This is a genomic window from Gloeocapsa sp. DLM2.Bin57 (assembly GCA_007693955.1).
GTDB lineage: Bacteria > Cyanobacteriota > Cyanobacteriia > Cyanobacteriales > Gloeocapsaceae > Gloeocapsa.
The window spans coordinates 1-21,037 of record RECR01000038.1 but is presented as its reverse complement, the minus strand read 5'-3'; the positions used below and the strand labels follow the sequence as shown (position 1 = coordinate 21,037).

Sequence of the window (21,037 nt, the reverse complement as noted above, 5' to 3'; positions counted from 1 at the left end):
TAATATAGCATTATAATTATGTAATTTCGTGGAGTAGGAGCACATGAAAATTCTGGTCTTAGCTTGGGAGTTTCCTCCCCGTCTGATTGGGGGTATTTCTCGCCATGTTGCCGAATTATATCCAGAGCTAGTGAAATTAGGACATACTATTCATTTAATCACGGTAGAGGTTGCTAATGCTCCTAACTACGAAATTGTCGAAGGTATTCATGTTCACCGCGTGCCTGTTGCCCCTGGACACGATTTTTTTCATTGGGTAGCTAATATGAATGAGAGTATGGGTCATTATGGGGGTAAGCTCATAATTGAACAAGAGCCCTTTGATTTAATCCACGCTCATGATTGGTTGGTAGGAGATGCGGCGATCGCTCTTAAATATCATTTTCACATTCCCCTAATTGCCACTATTCACGCTACAGAATATGGTCGTTATAACGGTATTCACAACAGAACTCACGATTATATTCACGGTAAAGAAAAATATCTAGCTCAACACGCTCAACGCATTATTGTTTGTACTAATTATATGCGTCATGAAGTAGAAAGGGTACTGAATGTTCCTTGGGATAAAATGAATATTATTTATAATGGTATTCGTCCCGAGAAAAAACAACATTCCCCTGAGTTCGATTATCTCGCTTTTCGCCGTCTATTTGCAAGAGATCAAGAAAAACTCGTCTATTACGTAGGACGTATGACTCATGAAAAAGGGGTTTTTGTGCTGCTTAACGCTGCACCCAGGATAATAGCAGAATTAGAAGGCAATGTTAAGTTTATTTTAATTGGAGAAGGTCAAACTCAGAATCTCAAACAACAAGCTTGGAATTTAGGTATCTGGGATTTTTGTAATTTTACAGGGTTTATGTCAGATGCAGATTTAGATAAGTTTCAAACCGTAGCTGATTGTGCTGTTTTTCCTAGTCTTTACGAACCTTTTGGGATAGTAGCTTTAGAAAGTTTTGCGGCTTTAGTACCTGTAGTTGTATCAAATACTGGGGGGTTGCCAGAAGTGGTCAGACAGGGAGAAACAGGAATAGTCACTCAAGCTAACGATGCTGAATCTCTAGCTGAAGGTATTTTAACGATTTTGAAAAATCCTGAGTATGGGAAGTTTTTAACAGAAAATGCTTTTATAGATTTATTTAATCGGTTTAATTGGTCTCAATTAGCACAAGAAACAGCTAAAGTATATGATTTAACTCTGCAAGTAAATGTCACTAGATAAGTTAAAATTACCATATTTGAGAGCTAGTTTTTTTGATGACAACTATTTTATGTTGGGATATTGACGGAACTCTTTTAACTACCGCTAGAGCGGGTATTTTCGCTTTAGAAGACGCAGCCAAAGAGTTAATCGGTAAAGCGGTGGATTTCTCCCAATTACCTACCGCAGGAATGAGCGATCGCCTGATAGCAGCTAATATCTTTAAACAAGCTGGTATCGATCCAGATCAGGAAAAAATAGACCAGTTACTTGAATTATACGCTAGTTATCTACCTAGAAGTTTACCCCGTCGTCAAGGTAAGGTATTAGAAGGAGTTAGAGAAATCCTCGAACAGTTAAAATCTCGTTCCGATGTCTTATCAATTCTCTTAACGGGGAATATCTCTAAAGGTGCTCAAGCTAAATTAAGTTATTATGGTTTAGATGAATATTTTACTCATGGTGCTTTTGCTGACTTTAACGAAGAAAGAAGAGCGATCGCCCAACAAGCAGTAGATTTAGCTAAAGACATCGTCGGTGAGGTTAATCTAGACCGCTTGTTTGTGATTGGGGATACTCCCCATGATATCGATTGTTGTGCAGCTATTCAAGGAAAAGCGATCGCTGTGGCTACGGGAGCTTATTCTCTAGTAGAATTAGAGCAACATAACCCCTGGTGGGCAATTGCTAGTTTACCTACACCTGAAATATTTTTAGATAAAGTAGGATTATAATTGTCAGAAAACCTCTAATTTGGGCTGTCATTAATTAAAAAATGTGGCTTTTTCTGATGTTTGTTCAACCTTAAGTAATTTAATTTGAGGCTCAGTAACTTCTACGGTATCTTGCTCAATTAAACCTTCGACACTGTATCCATCTTCTCCTTGAGACATGGAATAATGTTCAACAATTACCCCAACGCTACCTTTTTTGAGATTAAACTTAGGGATATCTTCAGTTAATTGTCTGTCATTTTTTTGCTCTCTCCTCTATCAGAAAAGAGATCGCTACTCTCCACCAACAACTACATCACGAATACGCAGACTAGGACCACCACAACCTACAGCTAGTCCACTTTGTCCACCTTTACCACAACCTCCCGACTCATCCCAATAAAAATCATCCCCAATGGCTTCAATTTGGGCTAGAGTTTTAAAAACATTACCTGAGAGAGTGACATCTTTAACCGGTTCAGCGATTTTACCCTGACGAATCATCCAAGCTTCTCCCGCGGTAAAAGTAAACATTTCTCCGTTAGTCATTCCCCCTAACCAGTTACGAGCGTATATACCAGTTTTAATGTCACTAAATAAATCAGCAACAGGTGTTTTACCTCGTTCAATCCAGGTATTGGTCATACGCACAATAGGGGGATAATGATAATTCAGACAGCGCGCGTTACCTGTGGGTTTTTCTCCTAATTTTCCTGCGGTTTCCCGAGAGTGCAGACGTCCTACTAAGACTCCATCTTGGATTAATTGAGTAGTAGTAGCGGGTGTACCTTCGTCATCATAATAATAACTGCCTCGATGTCCAACTGGTGAAGCCCCATCAAGGATTTGTAGTTCAGGTGGTCCAAATTTTTTACCTAGAGTCATGACTTCGAGTAAGTCGGGATTTTCATAAAGCATATCCGCTTCAGAAAGATGTCCAAAGGCTTCATGAACGAATAATCCCGTTAAAATAGGGTCAATAACCACGTTATAGGTATCTCCCCGTACTGAGGGTAAATCAAGGGCTACTACGGCGCGATCAGCAGCGCTACGGACTTGATCATCAAGGCTTTCTAAGTCTTGATAGCCAAGACGTGAACCCGTGGTTTCTCGACCAGTTTGTAGTTGATCGCTTTTTCTGGCTGTAGCAGTAAAGCGCATCTCTAAATCTGACCAGGATTGTTCAATCATTGCACCTTCGGAGGTAGCGATTATCACTTTTTGGTTGATATCGCTATAAGCAACAGAAGTAGTGGTGATACTATGGTGATAACTGCGTAAAATGTCGTTGTAGCGATGGCACAGTTCCTTTTTCTGGACCAAAGGGATTAAACTAGGAGCAACTCCTACTAGGGGTAAAGAACAATTAACCACCACAGGTTCAACTTCAGCGAGGATAGTTTCTTCATCTCCTACTAATTTAGCCGAAGCGATCGCTTGTTCGATTTGAGTCGCTAAACTAGAAAGGTCGTTAAAGCTAGCAAAACCCCAACCACCGCGATGACAGACTCTCACTTGTCCTCCTAGAGCGATCGCCTCGCTGAGGGTTTCGATCTGATTATTTCTTAGGACTAGATTAGTTCCATTAGATTCTTCGACACGAATCGCTAAAAAATCTACCCTTTGACCATAACGTCTAATTAATTGATCCAGAAGATCTTTAATTTCTACCATACAATAAAAGAAATGTTAAGTTTTAGTAAATAATTCTAGGAGATTTTAGCCTCTGTGCTGCAACGTTTCAAGCAAGACCTCAAAAATGACCTGATTGCAGGACTCTTAGTAGTTATCCCTCTAGCTACTACGATTTGGTTAACCTATACGATCGCCACCTGGGTGATCAACTTTTTAACGCGTATCCCTAAACAACTCAATCCCTTTACCCTTAATCCCTTTTTAAATAACCTTCTGAATTTTTTTGTTGGTTTAATCGTACCTCTATTATTTATTTTAATCATCGGGTTAATGGCTCGTAATATAGTAGGTAGATGGTTACTAGGGACAGGAGAACAAGTCTTACAAGCGATCCCCTTAGCAGGATCTATTTATAAAACCCTTAAACAAATCCTCGAAACCCTCTTACAAGACTCTAAAACCAAATTTCGACGGGTAGTTATGCTGGAATATCCTCGTAAAGGTATTTGGTCTCTAGGTTTCGTTACAGGGATAGTAACTCCTAAAATCCAATCCCATCTCAATCAACCCCTCTTGAGTGTTTTTATTCCCACTACACCAAATCCCACCTCGGGGTGGTATGCTATTATACCAGAATCAGAAGTCATGACCGTTAACATATCTATTGAAGACGCTTTTAAAATTCTGATTTCAGGAGGGATAGTCAGTCCTGACTCTCCCCCTTCTACAAACAAGACTCTCACACCAATTCGTCCTCCCATTGCTCTAGAAACAATTAGGGAAAAAGAGAGTTAAACTAATCTCTAATAACATTATCTAATATGCCTAAAATACAACCACGTCGAGTCGCTCGTGAAATTGCTCTATTGAGTTTGAGTCAAATTCAAGATAAAGACAAAGTTCGCGACATGGAATTGAGCACCCTCGTTTTGAGTGCGATTCGTACCCTCAGTAACGAAATACACGAAGTCCTTGAAACAGCAGCAGCTGAAGTTCAAAGGGCTAATGAACGTCTGCTCAGTAGTGAAACTCGTGCTACAGATATTAATAGTGCGCGAGCTATACTCCAAGACGCCTTAGAATTAACCCAAAATTCCATCAATCGTCTTGGTTATGCAGTAGAATTACCAGAGTTTATGCAGTTAGCTAATCAAGCAGAAGTGCGCGAATATGCTCTAGAATTAATTACTACCGTTAAACGCAGAAACCAGGAAATAGAAACAACCGTAGAAAATGTCCTCTCCAATTGGCAATTTAGTAGAATAGCTAAAATTGACCAGGATATACTTAAAATAGCAGTAGCAGAAATGCTCTACCTAGATATACCCGATAAAGTAGCTATTAATGAAGCGGTAGAAATAGCTAAACGTTACTCAGATAGTGAAGGTTATCGCTTTATTAATGGAGTGCTACGGAAAGTAACTAACTATCATAATAAAATAGCCTCTAAAGAATTATTATAAAAGCTTATGTTTAATTGGTTTAAGCGTCAATTTGGCGCACAACAAAGCAATTCACCTGAAGAAGTAACTCAAGCAACTCCACCCACGGAAACCCCAGAAAGTCCAACCACGGAAGATGCTCAAACCTGGGTAGAGTCCGCTTATGAGAATATCCAAAACGAAGAAATAGTCGAGGATGAAACCCCACCAGAGTTTGACCAAGAATTTATCTGGTCAGCAGAAATCCTCGCTAGACAGGGAAGAAAACCTACAGAAATATCTTCAGAAGAGATAAATTGGTTAAAACGTCTCAATCAAGGATTGAGTAAAACTCGTCGTGGTTTAGTTAACCAACTCAAGGCGATCACAGGACAAGGTCCTCTTAACGAACAAGCAGTCTCACAACTTGAAGATATACTCCTACAAGCAGACGTAGGTATAGAAGCTACAGACTTAATTATTAATAATCTGCAAGCCAAAATTAAATCAGAATCCCTCCCCCCTGAACAAGCAATCAATGAATTAAAAACTATCATGAGGGATATACTAGACAAACCCCTAGCTAACACCGAAAACCCCCTGTTGATTCCCAAAAAAGAAGGACTCAATATCTGGTTATTAACAGGAGTCAATGGCGCAGGAAAAACCACTACTATTGGTAAATTAGCTCATCTAGCCCAAAAATCAGGCTATAGCTGCTTGATCGCCGCTGCTGATACTTTTCGTGCTGCTGCTGTAGAACAAGTCAAAATCTGGGGAGAACGTAGTGGAACTAGTGTAATTGCTAACCCTGGTAATAACACTGACCCGGCAGCAGTAGTGTTTGATGGGATTAGCGCTGCACAAGCTAGAGATATCCAACTATTACTAGTAGATACCGCAGGAAGATTGCAAAATAAACAAAATCTGATGCAAGAATTAAGCAAAATTAGGGGAATAATAACTAAGAAAGCACCCCAAGCTAGTGTAGAATCACTGCTAGTCTTAGACTCAACCCTAGGGCAAAATGGACTACGTCAAGCCCAAGTCTTCTCAGAATCAGCTCAATTAACAGGGGTAATTCTGACTAAACTTGATAGTACCGCTAAAGGAGGAGTAGCGATCGCCGTATCCCAACAACTCAATTTACCCATTCGTTTTATCGGAGCAGGAGAAGGGATCAACGATTTACGCCCCTTTTCTAGTTATGAATTCGTAGAAGCTTTACTCAATGATTAAGAAATTATTTTCTCATCTAGATTATACTGGTAAATTTAATAAGATCAAGGTTCAAAACCTATTCAATGCAATTAAACCCAAAGCTAATGACGGTATCGCCTATCCCTAGTGAACCTTCAGAAGAAGATAATTTTGTTTCTGAAGGAACTCCTGTAATAGCATTAAAAGAGCTCGTAGCAAGATTGTATAGAGAACAAAACAAAATCCAAAATCTGTTAAGTTCTTTGGGTTTTGCTTTGCGTAGTTTTAATAACCTCAATCAGTTTTTAGAACTTACTCCCCTAATGGCAGCTAGAGTGACAGACGCTGAAGGAGGAGCATTGATTTTATTTAATGCTCAAGGTCAAATACGTTTAGAACAACTCCATTGTCATAATAGTAAAAAAGGAGAACAAATTAGTCAAAAATTAGCCAAAGTCAGCAAGACTTTAACTCTGACACCGAGTAACCCCCAAGGTATGGCTAAAATACTCTTACCTTGTCCTGCTGCCGTAGATGAACATATTCGTAAAGCACTAGGAACAGATATTCAAGTGTTTGGCACACCGATTTTAGTCAAAAATGCTGAACGAGGACGTCTCTATATCTTTAGTAGTCACTCAGAGTATCAGTGGAACTCAACTAGACGCAAGTTATTACAACTGGTATCAGACCAAACCGCAGTAGCGATCGCCAATCACGAGTTAACGGTACAACTACGGGCTAAAGAAAGACAGGATCGAGAATTAGAAATCGCCTCAGAAATTCAATTGCGTCTCTTACCGAGACAATGTCCCAAAATCAAAGGGGCCCAATTAGCGGCTAAATGTAAAACTGCTAGTCGGGTTGGGGGTGATTATTATGACTTTATTCCCGTTAACTACGATCAACTCAATAGTCAAGATAATTCTGTACCTTGGAGTATCGTTATTGGTGATGTGATGGGTAAAGGTGTTCCCGCGGGCTTAATTATGACTATGACCAGAGGTATGCTACGAGCAGAAGTACTTAACCGGCACTCTCCAGCTCAGATTATGCAACATCTCAATAGAGTAATGTACGACGATTTAGAGAACTCTCGACGCTTCGTTACACTATTTTATTCAGAATATAACCCTAAAACTCAAATCATCTCCTATACTAACGCTGCCCATAACCCACCCTTATTATGGCAAGCCGCCACGGGTTTAATTAAAACCTTAGATACCAAAGGAATGTTAATCGGATTAGTACCAGATTCTGAATATGAATACTCCCAACTACAACTAGCCCCAGGTGATACGATTATGTATTATACTGATGGTTTTACCGATGCGGTTAATAATTATGGCGAACGTTTTGATGAGGATAATCTTCATCATGCTTTTGCTTGGGCTTGTCAAAATCTAGAAAACCCCCAAGAAATCCTAGACTATTTATTCCAAGAAGTCGATAATTTTATCGGTTCAGGTAATAAAATAATTGATGATATGACCTTAGTAATTATGCGTGTCCAATCAAATTTGTTGTAACTTTTTAACCACGTACTCAAAGTCAGCGCTACTCATACGATTATGTAGAGGAATAGTTAAGGATTTTAAGGCGCAGTCTCTAGCGGTAGGGTAATCTGCCTCTTCAAAACCAAATCTAATTTGATTATAAGTTAGAGTATGAATAGCTAAATTAGCAGGACGAGTACTAATCCCTTGTACTTGTAAAAATTCCATGATTTGATTGCGAGATAAAGGGGAGATTTCCTCGTTGATACAACAAACGTATTTTTGCCAACTATGAGTATAACCCTCTGGTGCTCGGGGTAGTTTCAACCAGGGAAGATCTTTAAGTTGTTGATAATAATATTCTGCCCAATATTGGCGAAAACTTAACAAATCATCTAACTTTTGTAGTTGAATTAAGCCAATCGCTCCTTGTAAATCACTTAAGAGATAATCAAAACCGAGGAGATTAAAACTAGGGGCTAAATAAGGTTTTGGTCCTAATTTTTGTTGAGCTGCTGACAAACTAGCACCGTGATTACGTAGAGCCATGATTTTCTCAGCGATTTGCTCATCATTAGTGGTAACCATACCACCATCACCTGTTGTGATGATTTGACGTGAATGAAAAGAAAATGCTCCCGCTACCCCAATTGAACCTGCATAATTATAACCATATTGACTACCTATCGCACAGGTAGCGTCTTCGATGATGGGGATTTCTGGTGCTAAAGCGGCAATAGCTTGTAAATTAGCACACAAACCAAAGGAATGACTAACGATAATAGCTTTAGTGCGTTTACCGATTTGATTGGCTACTTCTTGAATATCTAGGTTAAAAGTATCAGGGTTGATATCTACTAAAACGGGAGTAGCACCACAATAGAGGACAACGTTGATAGCTGATACCCAACTAAAAGCGGAGATAATGACCTCATCTCCTTCTTGGATACCTAAAGCTACCAGAATTAGATGTAAAGAACTAGTACCATTATTAGTGGCGATCGCGTATCTGACTCGATGTTTTCGCGCAAATTCTCTCTCAAAAGCTTCTACCCTTGCTCCTGAAATCAGATGACCATTGAGTAGAGGTTCTCGCAGTGCTTCCCATTCTTGTACATCAGTTGCTGGAGCGAATAAAGCAATATTACGTTTTTCGTCCATGGAGAATAATTAATGCTTGGGTGTCCAGTCGTATTGTAATTCTCCTGATTGTATTTTATCCCAGATTAGCTTTTGGCATAATTCTAGTTCTTCAGTAGTTACTTTCCCATCTGCTCTGATAAAATCTTTAATCATTTTCATCTCATCTTGAGAGAGATAACCATCAGATACGCATTTCTCGATTAATGCTTTGAGTTTATCTAGATTTTGTAAATCTTCTTTAGTTAGTGGTTGTTGATTAGGTTTTTCTATTTTCATAATAACTGTATCTAATAATCAGAATAATCATATCTTACCAAAAAATATTGTAAACTAATGTAAAGTGTTAACTAACTATAACTATAAAGGAGAACAAAAGCGATGGTTTTAGCCGCAGGTACAATAGCCCCTGATTTTAGCACCGTTGATGATCAAGGTAATGCAGTTTCTTTGGGGGATTTTAAAGGAAAAATCGTCGTTTTATACTTTTATCCCAAAGACGATACCCCCGGTTGTACTAAAGAAGCTCAAAGCTTTAGAGATAATTATGACCAATACCAAGGTAAAGACATGGTAGTCTTGGGAGTAAGTATGGATGATCAAGCTTCTCACAAGCTGTTCAAGGAAAAATATGGCTTACCTTTTCAATTGTTGGTAGATTCCGACGGTGCGATTACTAAAGCTTATGATGTTGATGGGGGTGGCTATTCTAAACGTGTTACCTATATCATCGACGCTGAAGGCAAAATCAGTGTTGTGGATGACAATGTTAAAACCGCTACTCACGCTCAAGATATTCTCTCTACCCTAGGTTAATTCTCTATCTCTCTTTCCTATTTTAGGAGAGGGAGATTTAAATCTAACTGTCATTTATTTACTTATTTATATAAAGATGTTAAGACTAATTACTGATTTTGATGGTCCAATCATGGATGTATCTGAGCGTTATTATCGTGTTTACCAATTTTGTTTAGCAACGGTAAAAGACACTGATCAAGAGGTTACAGAATTAAGTAAAGCTGATTTTTGGCGATTTAAACGAGGGCGCATTCCTGAAAAGGAAATTGGCATTTTATCGGGTTTAAAACCCACTCAAGCTCAAGATTTTGCTCGTTTACGTCGTAAAACTGTCCATAGTTTACCTTATTTAGGTTATGATCGAATTCAACCAGACGCTAGGGAGGTTTTAACTCGTATTCAAAATCTCGGTATTGATTTAGTGGTTATGACTATGCGTCGAACTAGTGAACTCCTTGAACCTTTTCGGCGTTATAACTTAGAAGGGTTTTTCCCTGAAAATCGACGTTATTGTTTAGCTAATGATTACGTTAAAAGTACTGACGTTCAAGATAAACCTTTACTCATGGGGAAGGCTTTACAAGAATTACCCGAGGTAAAAGATACTTGGATGGTTGGAGATACTGAAGCCGATATCATCGCAGCTAAAACCCATAATCTCAAAGTAATTGGCGTTCTTTCAGGTATCCGCGATCGCGAACAACTGTTAAAATATGAACCTGATTACATCGTGGCTAATTTAACTGAAGCGGTGGAGGTGATCACTGCCGTTGTTCCGGCAATGACCTAATGATTAACGGATAAAACTACTGATTAACCAAAACAGACAAAAAGTAAATAAACAAGCAAATTGTTCTTGATTAAAAATAATACCTGTATTTGGGGTAATCAGAAGATTGGCTAACCCGTAACCTATACCTAAACCGAGACATAAACCTAAAAGAGAAATTAAAAAAGCTCTACCGAAGAGTCTTTCTTTACGGTTAAGAAAGTAAATATTAGCCCCAAACCCAAAAGCTAGTAATAAGGATATAGGAGAATTGACGTCTGTTTTAACTAAAACTGTGATTACTGATAAAAGTAAAAATATTACTCCAGGCCAGATTATCTCTGAAACTGATGGGTTATCTAATAAACGTTTTAGCCAATTAGGAGGTGTGGGAATAGGTTCAGAGTCTATACTAGTCAGATTTTCTAAGGATTTCTCCGGAAAGCGAATCTGATCGGGAACTTTAATTTTACCTTCTTGACGCATACGTAAGCGATCCATGATAATGCTATCATAGGCGGCTTCGATAGTTTGCACGATTTTCGGTTCGTTCTGATATTCTAGGGTAAGACGTTTTTTAGCATCTTGAATTTCTTCAAAGGAAGCGTTTTCGCCTACTCCTAGTTGTTCATAGGGACTTTGCTCGCTCACTAATAACCTCCTTTATCAGCAATTCTAGTAGTAATGCTAGTTTAACATTAGTAACGGTTGATCTAAATACCCTTAATCGTTAATTATAATGGTTTATCAGTATATGACAAAATGATTTAAGATACAATTGAGCTAAAAAATCGGGTTAATCATAAACATGGTAGGTGCTAAAATCCTAGTCGTTGATGATGATTGGGCTATTTGTAATTTAATAACACGTTTTTTAAAGTTAAGAAGTTATGAGATCAAAGAGGCTCATAATGGTAAAACTGCTTTGGAAATTTTTGATGTTTTTAAGCCTGATTTAGTTATACTCGACGTTAATCTTCCCGATTCTTTAGGCTATAATCTCTGCGAGGAAATGCAGAAGCGTACTAATGTTTATATTTTAATGCTGACTAGTAGAAATGAGTTAGCTGATAAACATAAAGGTTTTACCAAAGGTGCTGATGATTATTTAACTAAACCTTTTGATTTAAATGAGTTAGAGTTTAGGATTAAAGCTATTCTCAAGCGAAGCCGTAGCGCGAAAAAACCTGTTAAATCAGATTTTCTCCAATTTGGTAATGTGACAATTGATGCTACTCGTAGAGAAGTTAAAGTAAAAAATAAGGTGATTGAGTTAACTCATTTAGAGTTTAAATTATTATATTTTTTAGCTAGTTACCCCGATCGCGTTTGGAGTCGGACTGAGTTAATTGAGCAGGTTTGGGATTATCACTATTTTGGAGTACAAAGGGTGGTAGATGTCCACGTAGGACAAATTCGCCGCAAAATCGAAAATGAGGCTAATGGTCCTTGTTTAATTAAAACTGTACGGGGTATTGGTTATAGTTTTATTGCTAATTCAGAAGAGTTAAATAATTAGGTTTCTGGTTTATCTTCTTCTAATTTAGCTTGCATTTTTACCGAATCTTCTAGTTGTTTAGCTTCCTTTTTAAATTCGGTTTCAAATTCTTTAGATGCTTCTTGAAAACCACGAATAGCTTTACCTAAACTCTGTCCTATTTCGGGCAGTTTTTTCGGTCCAAAGACTAAAAGAGCAATCACTAAGATTAACGCCATTTCCGGTAAACCAATGCCAAAAATATTCATATTCCTCGTTTTTAGTTTAATGTTAATTAACAACGGGTTAAGTTAATAACCCGTATAGTCAGACTAGACAGTCTAAGTCTTATTTACTGATACTTGTCCAATCTACGTCAATATTCTCAAGTAAGAGAGAGGAATTGTACAACTGAAGGATGATAAGTAGGAAGACGAAAAATAATAACATAAAGACTCCCATCAGAGGTGTTGTTCCCCAACCGGGGACAACTTTACCATATTCAGCGTTGAGAGGTCTGAGTAGATCACCTAAAGCGGTACGTTGTGCCATATTCCACCAATACTTAAATTTTCTTAATTTTACGTAATATTATAGAATAATAATAAACAAGAATAAATTAAAATTATGGAACCTGCAATAGTTCTTAGCATTACTATGGCTGCTGTGGTCATCGCTATCACTGGTTATTCTATCTATACCGCTTTTGGACCACCTTCGGCTGATTTAAGTGATCCTTTTGAAGATCACGAAGATTAGTACTGATACTGTTATGCGGTACACAATTAAACATTTTGATGATGTACCGCATCTGCTACTTGATGGAGAATAGGGAATTCGAATCCCTGACCTCTGCGGTGCGATCGCAGCGCTCTACCAACTGAGCTAATTCCCCTGGCCAACTAATATTTTAACATAATGCGCTCTAATTCTAATTCCGAGAGATAATCCACAACCCAATTAGCCCGTCGTTGGAGAATATGTACAGGATAAAGATTAGCTAAACCCACCACGGGAATTTGAGCATTTTTAGCCGCGTTAATACCTAAAAAAGTAGTTTCTATAGCTAAACATTGATTAGGAGTTAAACCCAACTTCTGACAAGCTAAAAGATGACTTTCTGCATCTGGTTTAGATTTTTGGACAAGTTCTCCAGAAATAATCAGATTAATATAAGGAGTAAGACCAGTTTTTTCTAACACTAGATTAACTTCAGCGACTAAAGCACCCGTAACAATTGCTATACGTAGATTATGGCTTTGTAATAACTCGAGAAAATCTTGAAAATTCGGATAAATCTCTAAATCCTCAATCTCATTTACATAGTTTAAATAAATTTTACTTTGACGTTCAATTAGTTTAGTTAAATTAGTCTCTGAGAGGATTCTACCACGATTACTAAGTAATTGATTTAAACCATCCCGAGGACTTCTCCCTAAACAAAAGCGACGATAATCGGAGGAATCATAGAGGAGATTTTCCCCTATTATAATCTCTTCTAGGGCTTTTTGTCTAATAGTTTCATCGTTAATAATTAGACTATTAAAATCAAGTAAAACTGCTTCTAAACTCATGAACTTAAAAACAAAATATCCCCCGCATAGCGAGGGAAAAAATAATTAAACTAAACCACTACTTTCTTGGCTATATTCAGGGATAGTGATATTCATTGGTTCAACCTTCCAAATCTCTTTACAGTATTCGTTGATAGTACGGTCAGAGGAAAATTTACCCGTACGAGCACTATTGAGAATAGACATACGAGTCCATTTTTCCGTATCTTCATAGGTTTTGCCAACTTCTTCCTGACAATCGAGATAAGATTGATAGTCAGCTAAAAGCATCCATTGATCCTCATAGAGTAGAGAATTAATGATGGGTTCAAATAAATGGCGATCGCCTTGAGAGAAATCCCCACTAGCGAGGCGATCGATTACTTGTTTGAGTTCCGAGTTACTGTGGTAGTATTTAATCGGTTTATACCCTTGATATTTCAGCTCATATACTTGTTCAGCTGTCAAACCAAATAAGAAGAAGTTTTCTGGGTGTACTTCCTCACGTATTTCGATATTAGCACCATCAAGAGTCCCAATGGTTAGAGATCCATTCATGGCGAATTTCATATTACCAGTACCGGAAGCTTCTTTACCCGCGGTAGAAATTTGCTCTGATAATTCCGCAGCAGGGTAGATACGCTCAGCCATAGAGACGTTAAAATTAGGTAAGAAAACCACCTTTAAACGTCCTCTGACATCGGGATCTTTATTAACTACATCACCCACAGAGTTAATCAGTTTAATAATTAACTTCGCCATAAAGTAACCTGGGGCTGCTTTACCACCAAAGATAAAAGTACGTGGTACTATGTGTATATCGGGGTTTTGTTTGATGCGATTATACAGAGTAATGATGTGCAGTACTGCTAAATGTTGGCGCTTATATTCGTGAATACGTTTAACTTGAACATCAAACATAGAGTTCAGATTAACTTCGATGTCGGTATGTTTGAGGATATAAGCTGCTAAACGACGTTTGTTTTCTAACTTAATTTGGCGCCAGCGAGCACAAAAATCGGCATCATCTACGTATTTTTCGATATCGCGAACCTTATCGAGATTTTTCAGCCAACCCTCACCTACTTTCTCGGTGAATAATTCAGCTAACAAAGGATTAGATAATAAGATCCAACGACGAGGAGTTACCCCATTGGTTTTATTGTAGAACTTCTCTGACCAGATTTTAGCGAAGTCTTTGAGAGTATCCTTCTTAAGTAGTTCAGTATGTAGGGCTGCTACGCCATTGATAGAATGACTACCCACACAAGCTAAATGAGCCATACGTACTTTTTGTTCCCCACCTTCTTCGATGATAGAGAGTCGGGGGATTAACTCTTCTTCATCAGGAAACCAGGTTCTGACATCCATGAGGAAGAAGTGGTTAATTTTGTAGATAATTTCTAGATGTCGAGGTAAGATTTTGCTAAATAAACTTACAGACCAACGTTCTAGAGCTTCAGGCATTAGGGTATGATTAGTATAGGCAAAGGTTTTTTGGGTAATAGACCAAGCCTTATCCCAGTCATAGTGATGTTCATCTACTAAGAGTCGCATCATTTCAGCGATCGCCACCGCAGGGTGAGTATCGTTGAGTTGGACAGCGAATTTTTCAAAGAAATTATCCAAGCTAGGATTTTTGCGCAGATGAAAGCGAATCATATCTTGGAGAGAAGCAGAAACAAAGAAGTACTGTTGAGCGAGACGTAATTCTCTGCCTGCGGGGGTATTATCGTTAGGATAAAGTACCTTAGAGATAGTTTCGGCGTTCATTTTTTCAGCTACCGCTTGGTCATAATTTCCCGAGCTAAAAGCTTCAAAGTTAAACGCTTCTGACGCTTCTGCTTTCCACAGACGTAAAGGATTAACGGTATTAGTTTTATATCCTGGTACAGGGGTATCGTGGGGGATAGCTATTACAGTGCGATCGGGAATCCAGGTTACCCTTTCTTGTCCTTTTTCATCGTGATAGGTTTCGGTATGTCCACCTAGTTTAATTTTGACGCTTTGATCAGGTCTAGCGATTTCCCAGGGGTTACCAGATTTTAACCAGTTATCGGGTATTTCTACTTGATAACCATTAATGATATTTTGGTGAAAGATGCCAAATTCATAACGAATCCCATAACCAATAGCGGGATATTCTAGACTAGCTAAAGAATCGAGGAAACAAGCAGCCAAACGACCTAAACCACCGTTACCTAGACCTGGATCTGGTTCTTGTTCGAGTAGATCTTCTAACTCAAAACTGAGTTGGGAGTTAGAGATGACATCCTTCATCTGATCGTATATACCTAGATTAACTAGATTATTACCTAGGTGTCTTCCCATGAGAAATTCTGCCGAGAGATAGGCGACGACTTTGACGTTTTCCTGTTGATAACTGCGGACACTTTTAATAAAGCGGTGCAGTAGTCTATCTCTGACGGTATAAGCTAAAGCCATATAATAGTCATAGGCTGAAGCTGAGCTTTTATCTGTACATTGAATATAAAACAGGTTATCTGCAAAAGCACGAGTCAGGGTTTCTAGACTCATTCCTGTGCGATCGTCTTCTGTTTTAATCTCTGGTTTACAATCGTTGTCTTGATTCACGTATTTAATTACTCCTTAAAATACCTACACTCAGTATAGTGTAGGTTATTTAGATCAACGAGTATCGACTCTGACAAAATCTCGCTTTATTTAAGCTAGTCCTACTAATTTAGCACTTAGATCCCAGAGACGTTCAGCTTTAGCTGCATCGCTAGCTTCAGGGGATACTTTCTGCATAAAGGACTCTCTACCTTTTTTCTGTCTGTTTCCCCAACTCCAATAAACTCCCGATTCGTTATATTTGGGATCACTCACCACATCAGCTACCCTTTGTCCTGCTAATTCTTCTGAGACAAAGCCTCCTGTGATATATTTTTGGAATTTAGGGAATAAAAATTGGAACAAGGGATAATGATCCCGGAATAAAGCGGTAGTAGCTACACAACCTGGATAGAGTGAACTAAAGACTATCCCTGTTTGTTCGTAATAACGCTTGTGTAATTCCAACATGGTTAAAATGTTACACACTTTGCTATCCTTGTAAGCTTTAACGGGTTCAAATTTCTTACCGTCGATCATGGTGTGTGGTTCGAGGAAACCTTCAGCTAATCCTTGTAATTCCCCTAAATCAGGACGTGGTGGAATTTTACCCCCCAATTCATCGGGATTATGGGTTACTGTGCCGAGAATAACTAATCTTGGTTGTCCATTAGTGGATTTTTGTAAGTCTTCTAAGAGTAGATTACACAAGAGAAAATGACCTAAATGATTAGTAGCAACAGTTAACTCATAACCATCGGGGTTGCGCAAAGGTTGCTTTAACAAGGGCATATAGATAGCCGCGTTACAAACTAAAGCATCTAAGCTTCTTCCCAAGGCGCGAAAATTATCGACAAATTGTTTGACGCTATCAAAACAGGCTAAATCTAAATGAAGAATTGTATAGCTGTCTTTGGGGATACCTACTTCTTTAGCCGCTAATTCGGTTTTGAGAAAGTTACGACAAGCCATAATGACGTGCCATTTACCAGTTGCAGCTAAAGCTTTAGCTGTGTATAAACCGACTCCAGAGGAAGCACCAGTAATAATTACGGTTGACTGTTGAGATTGTTCCATTGTGTTGTTAAATGCTGGTTACTTAAAATTTGAAAAGAGAGATAGTCGTTTAAAACTTCCTCTCTTTATTTTCTACTCTATCGCTATTTTACCATTGCTTTGAATATAGTATTCAGCTGTAATAATGCTTAAAATAATTATGGCTAAACCGATGATTACTCCCGTTACCCCCCAGACAAAAATCAGACCACCCATTAATAAGGTAAGTAAACTATAGCTAATCGCTACTTGACTATGTGACCAACCTTGTTGTTGCAACCTTTGGTAAATATGGGTACGATGGGCTTGAAAGATATTTTCTTTTCTACTCAAACGACGAGCTAGGGTATAAATAGCATCACTAATTAAGGGTAAACTCATCCCAAAAGCTGTCCAGAGGTAATAGGGTTGTTCTCCACTAGAGAGAATCACTAAAGCGACGATCGCCCCTAAAAATGTACTCCCCGTATCTCCCATAAAAATTTGAGCAAGTGACCAATTCCAATAAAGAAACCCTAATAAAGCAGCTACTAGTAACCATAATCCTGGTTGGTGAAGATAAATAGCTAACCAACCTAATTCTATTGCAGCACAACTAGCCACTAATCCATCTAAACCATCCATAAAGTTAACAAAGTTAATCATCGCGGTAATGGCGATAATCGTTAACAGTATTCCCCCTAAACTAGCAACTAACCCTTGGTTACTTACTCCAGGAAGGTTAACGTAACCGAAAAGGGCGATCGCCCCTAAGGCTGTGACTAATTGTACTAAATAACGCACGATTGCTGGTAAATCTCGATAATCATCGATAATAGCGACAATTATTAAAGGTAGTAAAACTAGCCACCAACCCCAATAATTACCCAAACCTAACCAGGAATATATCCCGCTAGTAATAGCAAAAGCAATCACAAACCCTAACCCTCCTCCTCTAGGAGTTGGTTGACTATGACTACTTCTTTCGTTGGGAATATCTAAGACTAGATAATTTCTAATTATCCCCACTATGACTACTGCGAGTAAACCACTAGCGATTACTAAACTAAGCAAAGGTATCATCTTTTTAGCGTTTTTTCTAAACCTTGTTCCAAAGTATAGGGAAATGTCCACCCTAAAGTAGATTGTATATATTGATTATCTACCGCTAAAGATCCAATTAAACGCTCTATTACTGTTTGATTGATTGGTAAGGTTTTACCTGTCCAAGATTCTAGACTTGTTCCTAACCAACCTAAACTACTTAATAGAGTAGAGGGAAGGGGTAATAATTGACAAGGTTGTTCTAAGTATTTAGCTATATAACTAATTAATTCTGGTGTGGAGACGTCTTGTCCATCACTGAGTAAAAAAATTTCCCCAAAAGCTTGAGGATTGTTAATAATTACGGCGATCGCTTCGACTAAGTTACCTACATATAAAAAACTGCGACGATTATTAATCCCCCCTAAAGGTAAGGGTAAACCTGATTTGACTAATTTAATCAGACGTTCCATGTTACCTGGGTTACCTTGACCATAAACTAAAGTAGGACGTAAAATAGTCCAAGCCATGGTACTTTGTTTAGCTAACTCTATTAACCCCTCTTCGGCTGCTTTTTTACTTCTTCCATAGGGTGTATCGGGATAACAGGGCGATCGCTCATTCAATTTCTCTTGAGATAATGTACCCATAGCACCAATGGAACTAACTAAGATAAAATGTTTTACACCTACTTCTATCGCTTGTTTGACTAAATTAATCGTTCCTTGGGTATTAACTCTGAAAAATTCTGCTTCTACATCTTCTGCTGTATCTTTAAGTATATGTGCTCGCGCGGCTAAATGAATCACTACATCAACTCCTTGGAGAGGTTGACTCCAATCGGTTAAACCATCTATATCCTCAATTTGTACCATCTTGACTTGATTTAGAGATATTTCTTGCCTACTTGTAGCGGTAATTTGATAATCTTGTTCCTTTAGAATAGGTAATAAATGACTCCCAATAAAACCTGTTGCTCCAGTGATTAAAAGATGGTTCATACTTTTATTATGCTTAGTTTTACTAGTTAGTATTATTCCACTTCGACTAGCTTTAACGGTATATCAAGTCCAAAATCCCCAAGCAATCGTTATTTTAGGTGGAGATTTACAACGTTTTGCTGAAGCTATAACTTTTACTCAAATACACCCTGAATTAGATATCTGGATTTCCTGTGGAGAAAGACAATGTCGGGGTATTCAACGATTTTTAGATAAGATTGGCTTTAATCAAGACCAAGTTTACTATGATTCTTGTCCTACTGATACCGTTACTAATTTTACTTGTACACTCAATATCCTGTTAAATCGCAATATTCGTTACGTTTATCTACTAACTTCAGATTATCATTTATCTCGTTCTGTGGCGATCGCTGTTATTGTCTTTGGGAGTCGTGGTATTGCTTTTCAACCTATCTCTTTACCCTCTACTCAATCCCGTCAAGAATCTTGGTTAGTTATCTTGCGGGATTTTTTGCGTTCTCTATTTTGGTTATTTACGGGTAAAACTGGTGCACAATTTAAGTAGCTTAATTAGTTATGAGTACCACGTCTTCAATTATTTGCTCTTGATAGATTAAATCTTCGTGTTGATTAGTATTTAAAGTAACCCTAATCTCATTTTCTCCTACGGGTAATTCTGGTAAATAATACCAATTTCCGTAAATTCTGGTTATTTTTTCTCCATTAATATACAAGTGAGCGTGTCCTTTATTTAACTCATTTTCTTGATTAATCATTTCTGGTGCAAATGCAAAATTAGTTACCACTAACTCTAAATTCCAGCCTCTAACAGCGTCTCGATGGACTACTATATTTATTGTAGGTACAGGTTGATCCTCAGAGATAATTACGGTTTTATGCTCATGATGCTCAGAATGTCCTTCTTGCATATGTGCTCTCACACCAACCGTAGTTAAAGCAACACCAAGAATAAAAGGAATCAAAAAGTATTTTTTCATGACTAACTTAGATTAACCATTTAAGTTAGCAATTATGGCAGTAAATACTATAATAAAGCAAAAGACACAATGTCAAAGATATATAATATATTTCCCCAACACAAAATACTTGATGATCACAAAAATAGATATACCAATGGAGCAAATTCAAGAATTTTGTCAAAAGTGGCAAATAACAGAATTTGCTCTATTTGGATCTGTTTTGCGGGAAGATTTTCGCCTTGATAGCGATATTGATATTCTAATTACTTTTTCTCGAACTGCCAAACGAGGTTTAATGTGAAATCAGCGATCAAACGTTGTGAAAACTGGCTAAGATGTAAAAACATTTTGGAATCAGCATAGACTATATATGTTCTCGTGATCAAGAATCTCTTATCGACATTACCAATGCTATCATACTAAATCCGATTGCCACACCCCCTAAAAAATTACAGAAAATTTAACCAATGATAATGAGTTAAATTTTTAATTTCTGCTTTCATTGATTCAGCTCGCGCGATTTAGTTAGATAGTTATTTTCTTTGCCATTTATTTAAGTATAATTCTCCAATCGTCGCTAGAGTTCTAGATTCTGAGATATTTTGCTGTAATTTATTAATCAATTCCCGTTGTTGGTCTAATTGTTGTTGTAAACTAGCTATGTGCTGTTTATATTGATATGTATCTGTTACCAAACGTTGTTGGAATTCTTCTACTCCTTCTAACTGTTTTATTCGTTGATTTTGAGAGTCTAATTGAGTTTGCAGTTGCTGATTAGTTTCTTGATGAGTTTTATTTTGTTGTTGTAACTCTTTAGTTTGTTTAGTTTGAGAGTCTAGTTTAGCTTGCAGTTGTTGATTAGCTTCTTGATGAGTTTGGTTTTGTTGTTGTAACTCAGTAATAGTTGTTTGCAGATGATTTCTTTCTGATTCTAGTTGATTAACTACTTGAGTTTGAGAGTCTAGTTTAGCTTGCAGTTGTTGATTAGCTTCTTGATGAGTTTTATTTTGTTGTTGTAACTCTTTAGTTTGTTTAG

25 protein-coding genes, 1 tRNA gene and 1 pseudogene are annotated in these 21,037 nt (G+C 37.8%); 12 read left to right on the top strand and 15 right to left on the bottom strand.

Annotated features, from left to right (window positions below; genetic code table 11):
• Positions 1 to 43 precede the first annotated feature (43 nt).
• Positions 44 to 1,225: a glycosyltransferase family 1 protein gene (locus EA365_02300; protein ID TVQ48107.1), complete on the top strand. Its 1,182-nt coding sequence runs from the start codon at positions 44 to 46 to the stop codon at positions 1,223 to 1,225.
• Between the two features lie 35 nt (positions 1,226 to 1,260).
• Positions 1,261 to 1,938 (top strand): HAD family hydrolase, encoded by a 678-nt coding sequence (locus tag EA365_02295; GenBank protein TVQ48106.1) that lies wholly within the window; start codon positions 1,261 to 1,263, stop codon positions 1,936 to 1,938.
• A gap of 30 nt (positions 1,939 to 1,968) precedes the next feature.
• On the opposite strand, the gene EA365_02290 is transcribed toward EA365_02295, so the two are convergent.
• Both EA365_02290 and EA365_02285 read right to left on the bottom strand, forming a co-directional pair.
• Positions 1,969 to 2,154, bottom strand: coding sequence for a DUF4926 domain-containing protein (locus tag EA365_02290; protein ID TVQ48105.1), 186 nt, complete (start codon positions 2,152 to 2,154; stop codon positions 1,969 to 1,971).
• A 57-nt stretch (positions 2,155 to 2,211) separates the two neighbouring features.
• Positions 2,212 to 3,591 (bottom strand): TldD/PmbA family protein, encoded by a 1,380-nt coding sequence (locus EA365_02285; protein ID TVQ48104.1) that lies wholly within the window; start codon positions 3,589 to 3,591, stop codon positions 2,212 to 2,214.
• A 54-nt stretch (positions 3,592 to 3,645) separates the two neighbouring features.
• Here EA365_02285 and EA365_02280 point away from each other — a divergent pair, with 54 nt between their 5' ends.
• From EA365_02280 to EA365_02265, 4 genes are all read left to right on the top strand, one after another.
• Positions 3,646 to 4,347 (top strand): DUF502 domain-containing protein, encoded by a 702-nt coding sequence (locus EA365_02280; protein TVQ48103.1) that lies wholly within the window; start codon positions 3,646 to 3,648, stop codon positions 4,345 to 4,347.
• 26 nt (positions 4,348 to 4,373) lie between these two features.
• Entirely contained in the window at positions 4,374 to 5,015 is a 642-nt protein-coding gene (gene nusB / locus EA365_02275; protein ID TVQ48102.1) for a transcription antitermination protein NusB, read from the top strand.
• Positions 5,016 to 5,021: 6 nt separating this feature from the next.
• Positions 5,022 to 6,212 carry a signal recognition particle-docking protein FtsY gene (gene ftsY / locus EA365_02270; protein ID TVQ48101.1) on the top strand — a complete coding sequence of 397 codons (1,191 nt, stop codon included), beginning with the start codon at positions 5,022 to 5,024 and terminating at the stop codon, positions 6,210 to 6,212.
• Positions 6,213 to 6,298: 86 nt separating this feature from the next.
• Positions 6,299 to 7,702: a guanylate cyclase gene (locus EA365_02265; GenBank protein TVQ48100.1), complete on the top strand. Its 1,404-nt coding sequence runs from the start codon at positions 6,299 to 6,301 to the stop codon at positions 7,700 to 7,702.
• On the opposite strand, the gene EA365_02260 is transcribed toward EA365_02265, so the two are convergent.
• Positions 7,688 to 8,830, bottom strand: a complete 1,143-nt coding sequence (locus EA365_02260; protein TVQ48099.1) for a DegT/DnrJ/EryC1/StrS family aminotransferase — start codon at positions 8,828 to 8,830, stop codon at positions 7,688 to 7,690. The genes EA365_02265 and EA365_02260 overlap by 15 nt on opposite strands.
• A gap of 9 nt (positions 8,831 to 8,839) precedes the next feature.
• Complete coding sequence (locus EA365_02255; GenBank protein TVQ48098.1) at positions 8,840 to 9,088, bottom strand: hypothetical protein; 249 nt, start codon at positions 9,086 to 9,088, stop codon at positions 8,840 to 8,842.
• 102 nt (positions 9,089 to 9,190) lie between these two features.
• Between EA365_02255 and EA365_02250 the strand changes: the two genes are divergently transcribed.
• Both EA365_02250 and EA365_02245 read left to right on the top strand, forming a co-directional pair.
• The gene (locus tag EA365_02250; protein ID TVQ48097.1) at positions 9,191 to 9,625 is read left to right on the top strand and encodes a peroxiredoxin; all 435 of its coding nucleotides are present in this window, start codon (positions 9,191 to 9,193) and stop codon (positions 9,623 to 9,625) included.
• 76 nt (positions 9,626 to 9,701) lie between these two features.
• Positions 9,702 to 10,397: an HAD family hydrolase gene (locus EA365_02245; protein ID TVQ48096.1), complete on the top strand. Its 696-nt coding sequence runs from the start codon at positions 9,702 to 9,704 to the stop codon at positions 10,395 to 10,397.
• A gap of 3 nt (positions 10,398 to 10,400) precedes the next feature.
• Here EA365_02245 and EA365_02240 read toward each other — a convergent pair whose 3' ends face one another.
• Positions 10,401 to 11,027, bottom strand: coding sequence for a molecular chaperone DnaJ (locus tag EA365_02240; protein TVQ48095.1), 627 nt, complete (start codon positions 11,025 to 11,027; stop codon positions 10,401 to 10,403).
• Between the two features lie 157 nt (positions 11,028 to 11,184).
• Between EA365_02240 and EA365_02235 the strand changes: the two genes are divergently transcribed.
• Positions 11,185 to 11,895 carry a DNA-binding response regulator gene (locus EA365_02235; GenBank protein TVQ48094.1) on the top strand — a complete coding sequence of 237 codons (711 nt, stop codon included), beginning with the start codon at positions 11,185 to 11,187 and terminating at the stop codon, positions 11,893 to 11,895.
• On the opposite strand, the gene EA365_02230 is transcribed toward EA365_02235, so the two are convergent.
• Positions 11,892 to 12,122 (bottom strand): TatA/E family twin arginine-targeting protein translocase, encoded by a 231-nt coding sequence (locus EA365_02230; protein TVQ48093.1) that lies wholly within the window; start codon positions 12,120 to 12,122, stop codon positions 11,892 to 11,894. The genes EA365_02235 and EA365_02230 overlap by 4 nt on opposite strands.
• Before the next feature lie 79 nt (positions 12,123 to 12,201).
• Positions 12,202 to 12,405, bottom strand: a complete 204-nt coding sequence (psbH, locus tag EA365_02225) for a photosystem II reaction center protein PsbH (GenBank protein TVQ48092.1) — start codon at positions 12,403 to 12,405, stop codon at positions 12,202 to 12,204.
• A gap of 75 nt (positions 12,406 to 12,480) precedes the next feature.
• On the opposite strand from psbH, the gene psbN reads away from it, so the two are divergent.
• Positions 12,481 to 12,612, top strand: a complete 132-nt coding sequence (gene psbN, locus EA365_02220) for a photosystem II reaction center protein PsbN (GenBank protein ID TVQ48091.1) — start codon at positions 12,481 to 12,483, stop codon at positions 12,610 to 12,612.
• A gap of 60 nt (positions 12,613 to 12,672) precedes the next feature.
• Here psbN and EA365_02215 read toward each other — a convergent pair.
• The 6 genes from EA365_02215 to EA365_02190 form a co-directional block, all read right to left on the bottom strand.
• Positions 12,673 to 12,748: transfer RNA gene (locus EA365_02215), tRNA-Ala, on the bottom strand.
• Between the two features lie 7 nt (positions 12,749 to 12,755).
• Positions 12,756 to 13,427 (bottom strand): HAD family phosphatase, encoded by a 672-nt coding sequence (locus tag EA365_02210; GenBank protein TVQ48090.1) that lies wholly within the window; start codon positions 13,425 to 13,427, stop codon positions 12,756 to 12,758.
• Positions 13,428 to 13,472: 45 nt separating this feature from the next.
• The gene (locus tag EA365_02205; GenBank protein TVQ48126.1) at positions 13,473 to 15,944 is read right to left on the bottom strand and encodes a glycogen/starch/alpha-glucan phosphorylase; all 2,472 of its coding nucleotides are present in this window, start codon (positions 15,942 to 15,944) and stop codon (positions 13,473 to 13,475) included.
• A gap of 147 nt (positions 15,945 to 16,091) precedes the next feature.
• Complete coding sequence (locus EA365_02200) at positions 16,092 to 17,057, bottom strand: protochlorophyllide reductase (GenBank protein TVQ48089.1); 966 nt, start codon at positions 17,055 to 17,057, stop codon at positions 16,092 to 16,094.
• Positions 17,058 to 17,129: 72 nt separating this feature from the next.
• Positions 17,130 to 18,098, bottom strand: a complete 969-nt coding sequence (locus EA365_02195) for a glycosyltransferase family 4 protein (protein TVQ48088.1) — start codon at positions 18,096 to 18,098, stop codon at positions 17,130 to 17,132.
• Positions 18,095 to 19,060: an NAD-dependent epimerase/dehydratase family protein gene (locus EA365_02190; GenBank protein ID TVQ48087.1), complete on the bottom strand. Its 966-nt coding sequence runs from the start codon at positions 19,058 to 19,060 to the stop codon at positions 18,095 to 18,097. Before EA365_02190 ends, EA365_02195 begins: the two co-directional genes overlap by 4 nt.
• Here EA365_02190 and EA365_02185 point away from each other — a divergent pair.
• The gene (locus EA365_02185; protein ID TVQ48125.1) at positions 19,059 to 19,586 is read left to right on the top strand and encodes a YdcF family protein; all 528 of its coding nucleotides are present in this window, start codon (positions 19,059 to 19,061) and stop codon (positions 19,584 to 19,586) included. The two genes, EA365_02190 and EA365_02185, sit on opposite strands and share 2 nt — an antisense overlap.
• A gap of 1 nt (position 19,587) precedes the next feature.
• On the opposite strand, the gene EA365_02180 is transcribed toward EA365_02185, so the two are convergent.
• Entirely contained in the window at positions 19,588 to 20,019 is a 432-nt protein-coding gene (locus tag EA365_02180; protein ID TVQ48086.1) for a hypothetical protein, read from the bottom strand.
• Between the two features lie 136 nt (positions 20,020 to 20,155).
• On the opposite strand from EA365_02180, the pseudogene EA365_02175 reads away from it, so the two are divergent.
• Positions 20,156 to 20,364, top strand: a pseudogene (locus tag EA365_02175) (DNA polymerase subunit beta).
• Between the two features lie 170 nt (positions 20,365 to 20,534).
• Here the strand turns inward: EA365_02175 and EA365_02170 are convergent.
• A partial coding sequence (locus EA365_02170) for a hypothetical protein (protein TVQ48085.1) occupies positions 20,535 to 21,037 on the bottom strand: 503 nt, incomplete at its 5' end.

Bases quoted from the DNA above. Each gene is read 5' to 3' on its own strand.
- psbH (TVQ48092.1), bottom strand. From the start codon at position 12,405: ATGGCACAACGTACCGCTTTAGGTGATCTACTCAGACCTCTCAACGCT.
- EA365_02245 (TVQ48096.1), top strand. From the start codon at position 9,702: ATGTTAAGACTAATTACTGATTTTGATGGTCCAATCATGGATGTATCT.
- EA365_02180 (TVQ48086.1), bottom strand. From the start codon at position 20,019: ATGAAAAAATACTTTTTGATTCCTTTTATTCTTGGTGTTGCTTTAACT.
- EA365_02255 (TVQ48098.1), bottom strand. From the start codon at position 9,088: ATGAAAATAGAAAAACCTAATCAACAACCACTAACTAAAGAAGATTTA.
- EA365_02265 (TVQ48100.1), top strand. From the start codon at position 6,299: ATGACGGTATCGCCTATCCCTAGTGAACCTTCAGAAGAAGATAATTTT.
- EA365_02230 (TVQ48093.1), bottom strand. From the start codon at position 12,122: ATGAATATTTTTGGCATTGGTTTACCGGAAATGGCGTTAATCTTAGTG.
- ftsY (TVQ48101.1), top strand. From the start codon at position 5,022: ATGTTTAATTGGTTTAAGCGTCAATTTGGCGCACAACAAAGCAATTCA.
- EA365_02295 (TVQ48106.1), top strand. From the start codon at position 1,261: ATGACAACTATTTTATGTTGGGATATTGACGGAACTCTTTTAACTACC.
- EA365_02250 (TVQ48097.1), top strand. From the start codon at position 9,191: ATGGTTTTAGCCGCAGGTACAATAGCCCCTGATTTTAGCACCGTTGAT.
- EA365_02205 (TVQ48126.1), bottom strand. From the start codon at position 15,944: ATGAGTCTAGAAACCCTGACTCGTGCTTTTGCAGATAACCTGTTTTAT.
- EA365_02235 (TVQ48094.1), top strand. From the start codon at position 11,185: ATGGTAGGTGCTAAAATCCTAGTCGTTGATGATGATTGGGCTATTTGT.
- EA365_02285 (TVQ48104.1), bottom strand. From the start codon at position 3,591: ATGGTAGAAATTAAAGATCTTCTGGATCAATTAATTAGACGTTATGGT.
- EA365_02300 (TVQ48107.1), top strand. From the start codon at position 44: ATGAAAATTCTGGTCTTAGCTTGGGAGTTTCCTCCCCGTCTGATTGGG.
- EA365_02190 (TVQ48087.1), bottom strand. From the start codon at position 19,060: ATGAACCATCTTTTAATCACTGGAGCAACAGGTTTTATTGGGAGTCAT.
- nusB (TVQ48102.1), top strand. From the start codon at position 4,374: ATGCCTAAAATACAACCACGTCGAGTCGCTCGTGAAATTGCTCTATTG.
- EA365_02260 (TVQ48099.1), bottom strand. From the start codon at position 8,830: ATGGACGAAAAACGTAATATTGCTTTATTCGCTCCAGCAACTGATGTA.
- psbN (TVQ48091.1), top strand. From the start codon at position 12,481: ATGGAACCTGCAATAGTTCTTAGCATTACTATGGCTGCTGTGGTCATC.
- EA365_02200 (TVQ48089.1), bottom strand. From the start codon at position 17,057: ATGGAACAATCTCAACAGTCAACCGTAATTATTACTGGTGCTTCCTCT.
- EA365_02195 (TVQ48088.1), bottom strand. From the start codon at position 18,098: ATGATACCTTTGCTTAGTTTAGTAATCGCTAGTGGTTTACTCGCAGTA.
- EA365_02210 (TVQ48090.1), bottom strand. From the start codon at position 13,427: ATGAGTTTAGAAGCAGTTTTACTTGATTTTAATAGTCTAATTATTAAC.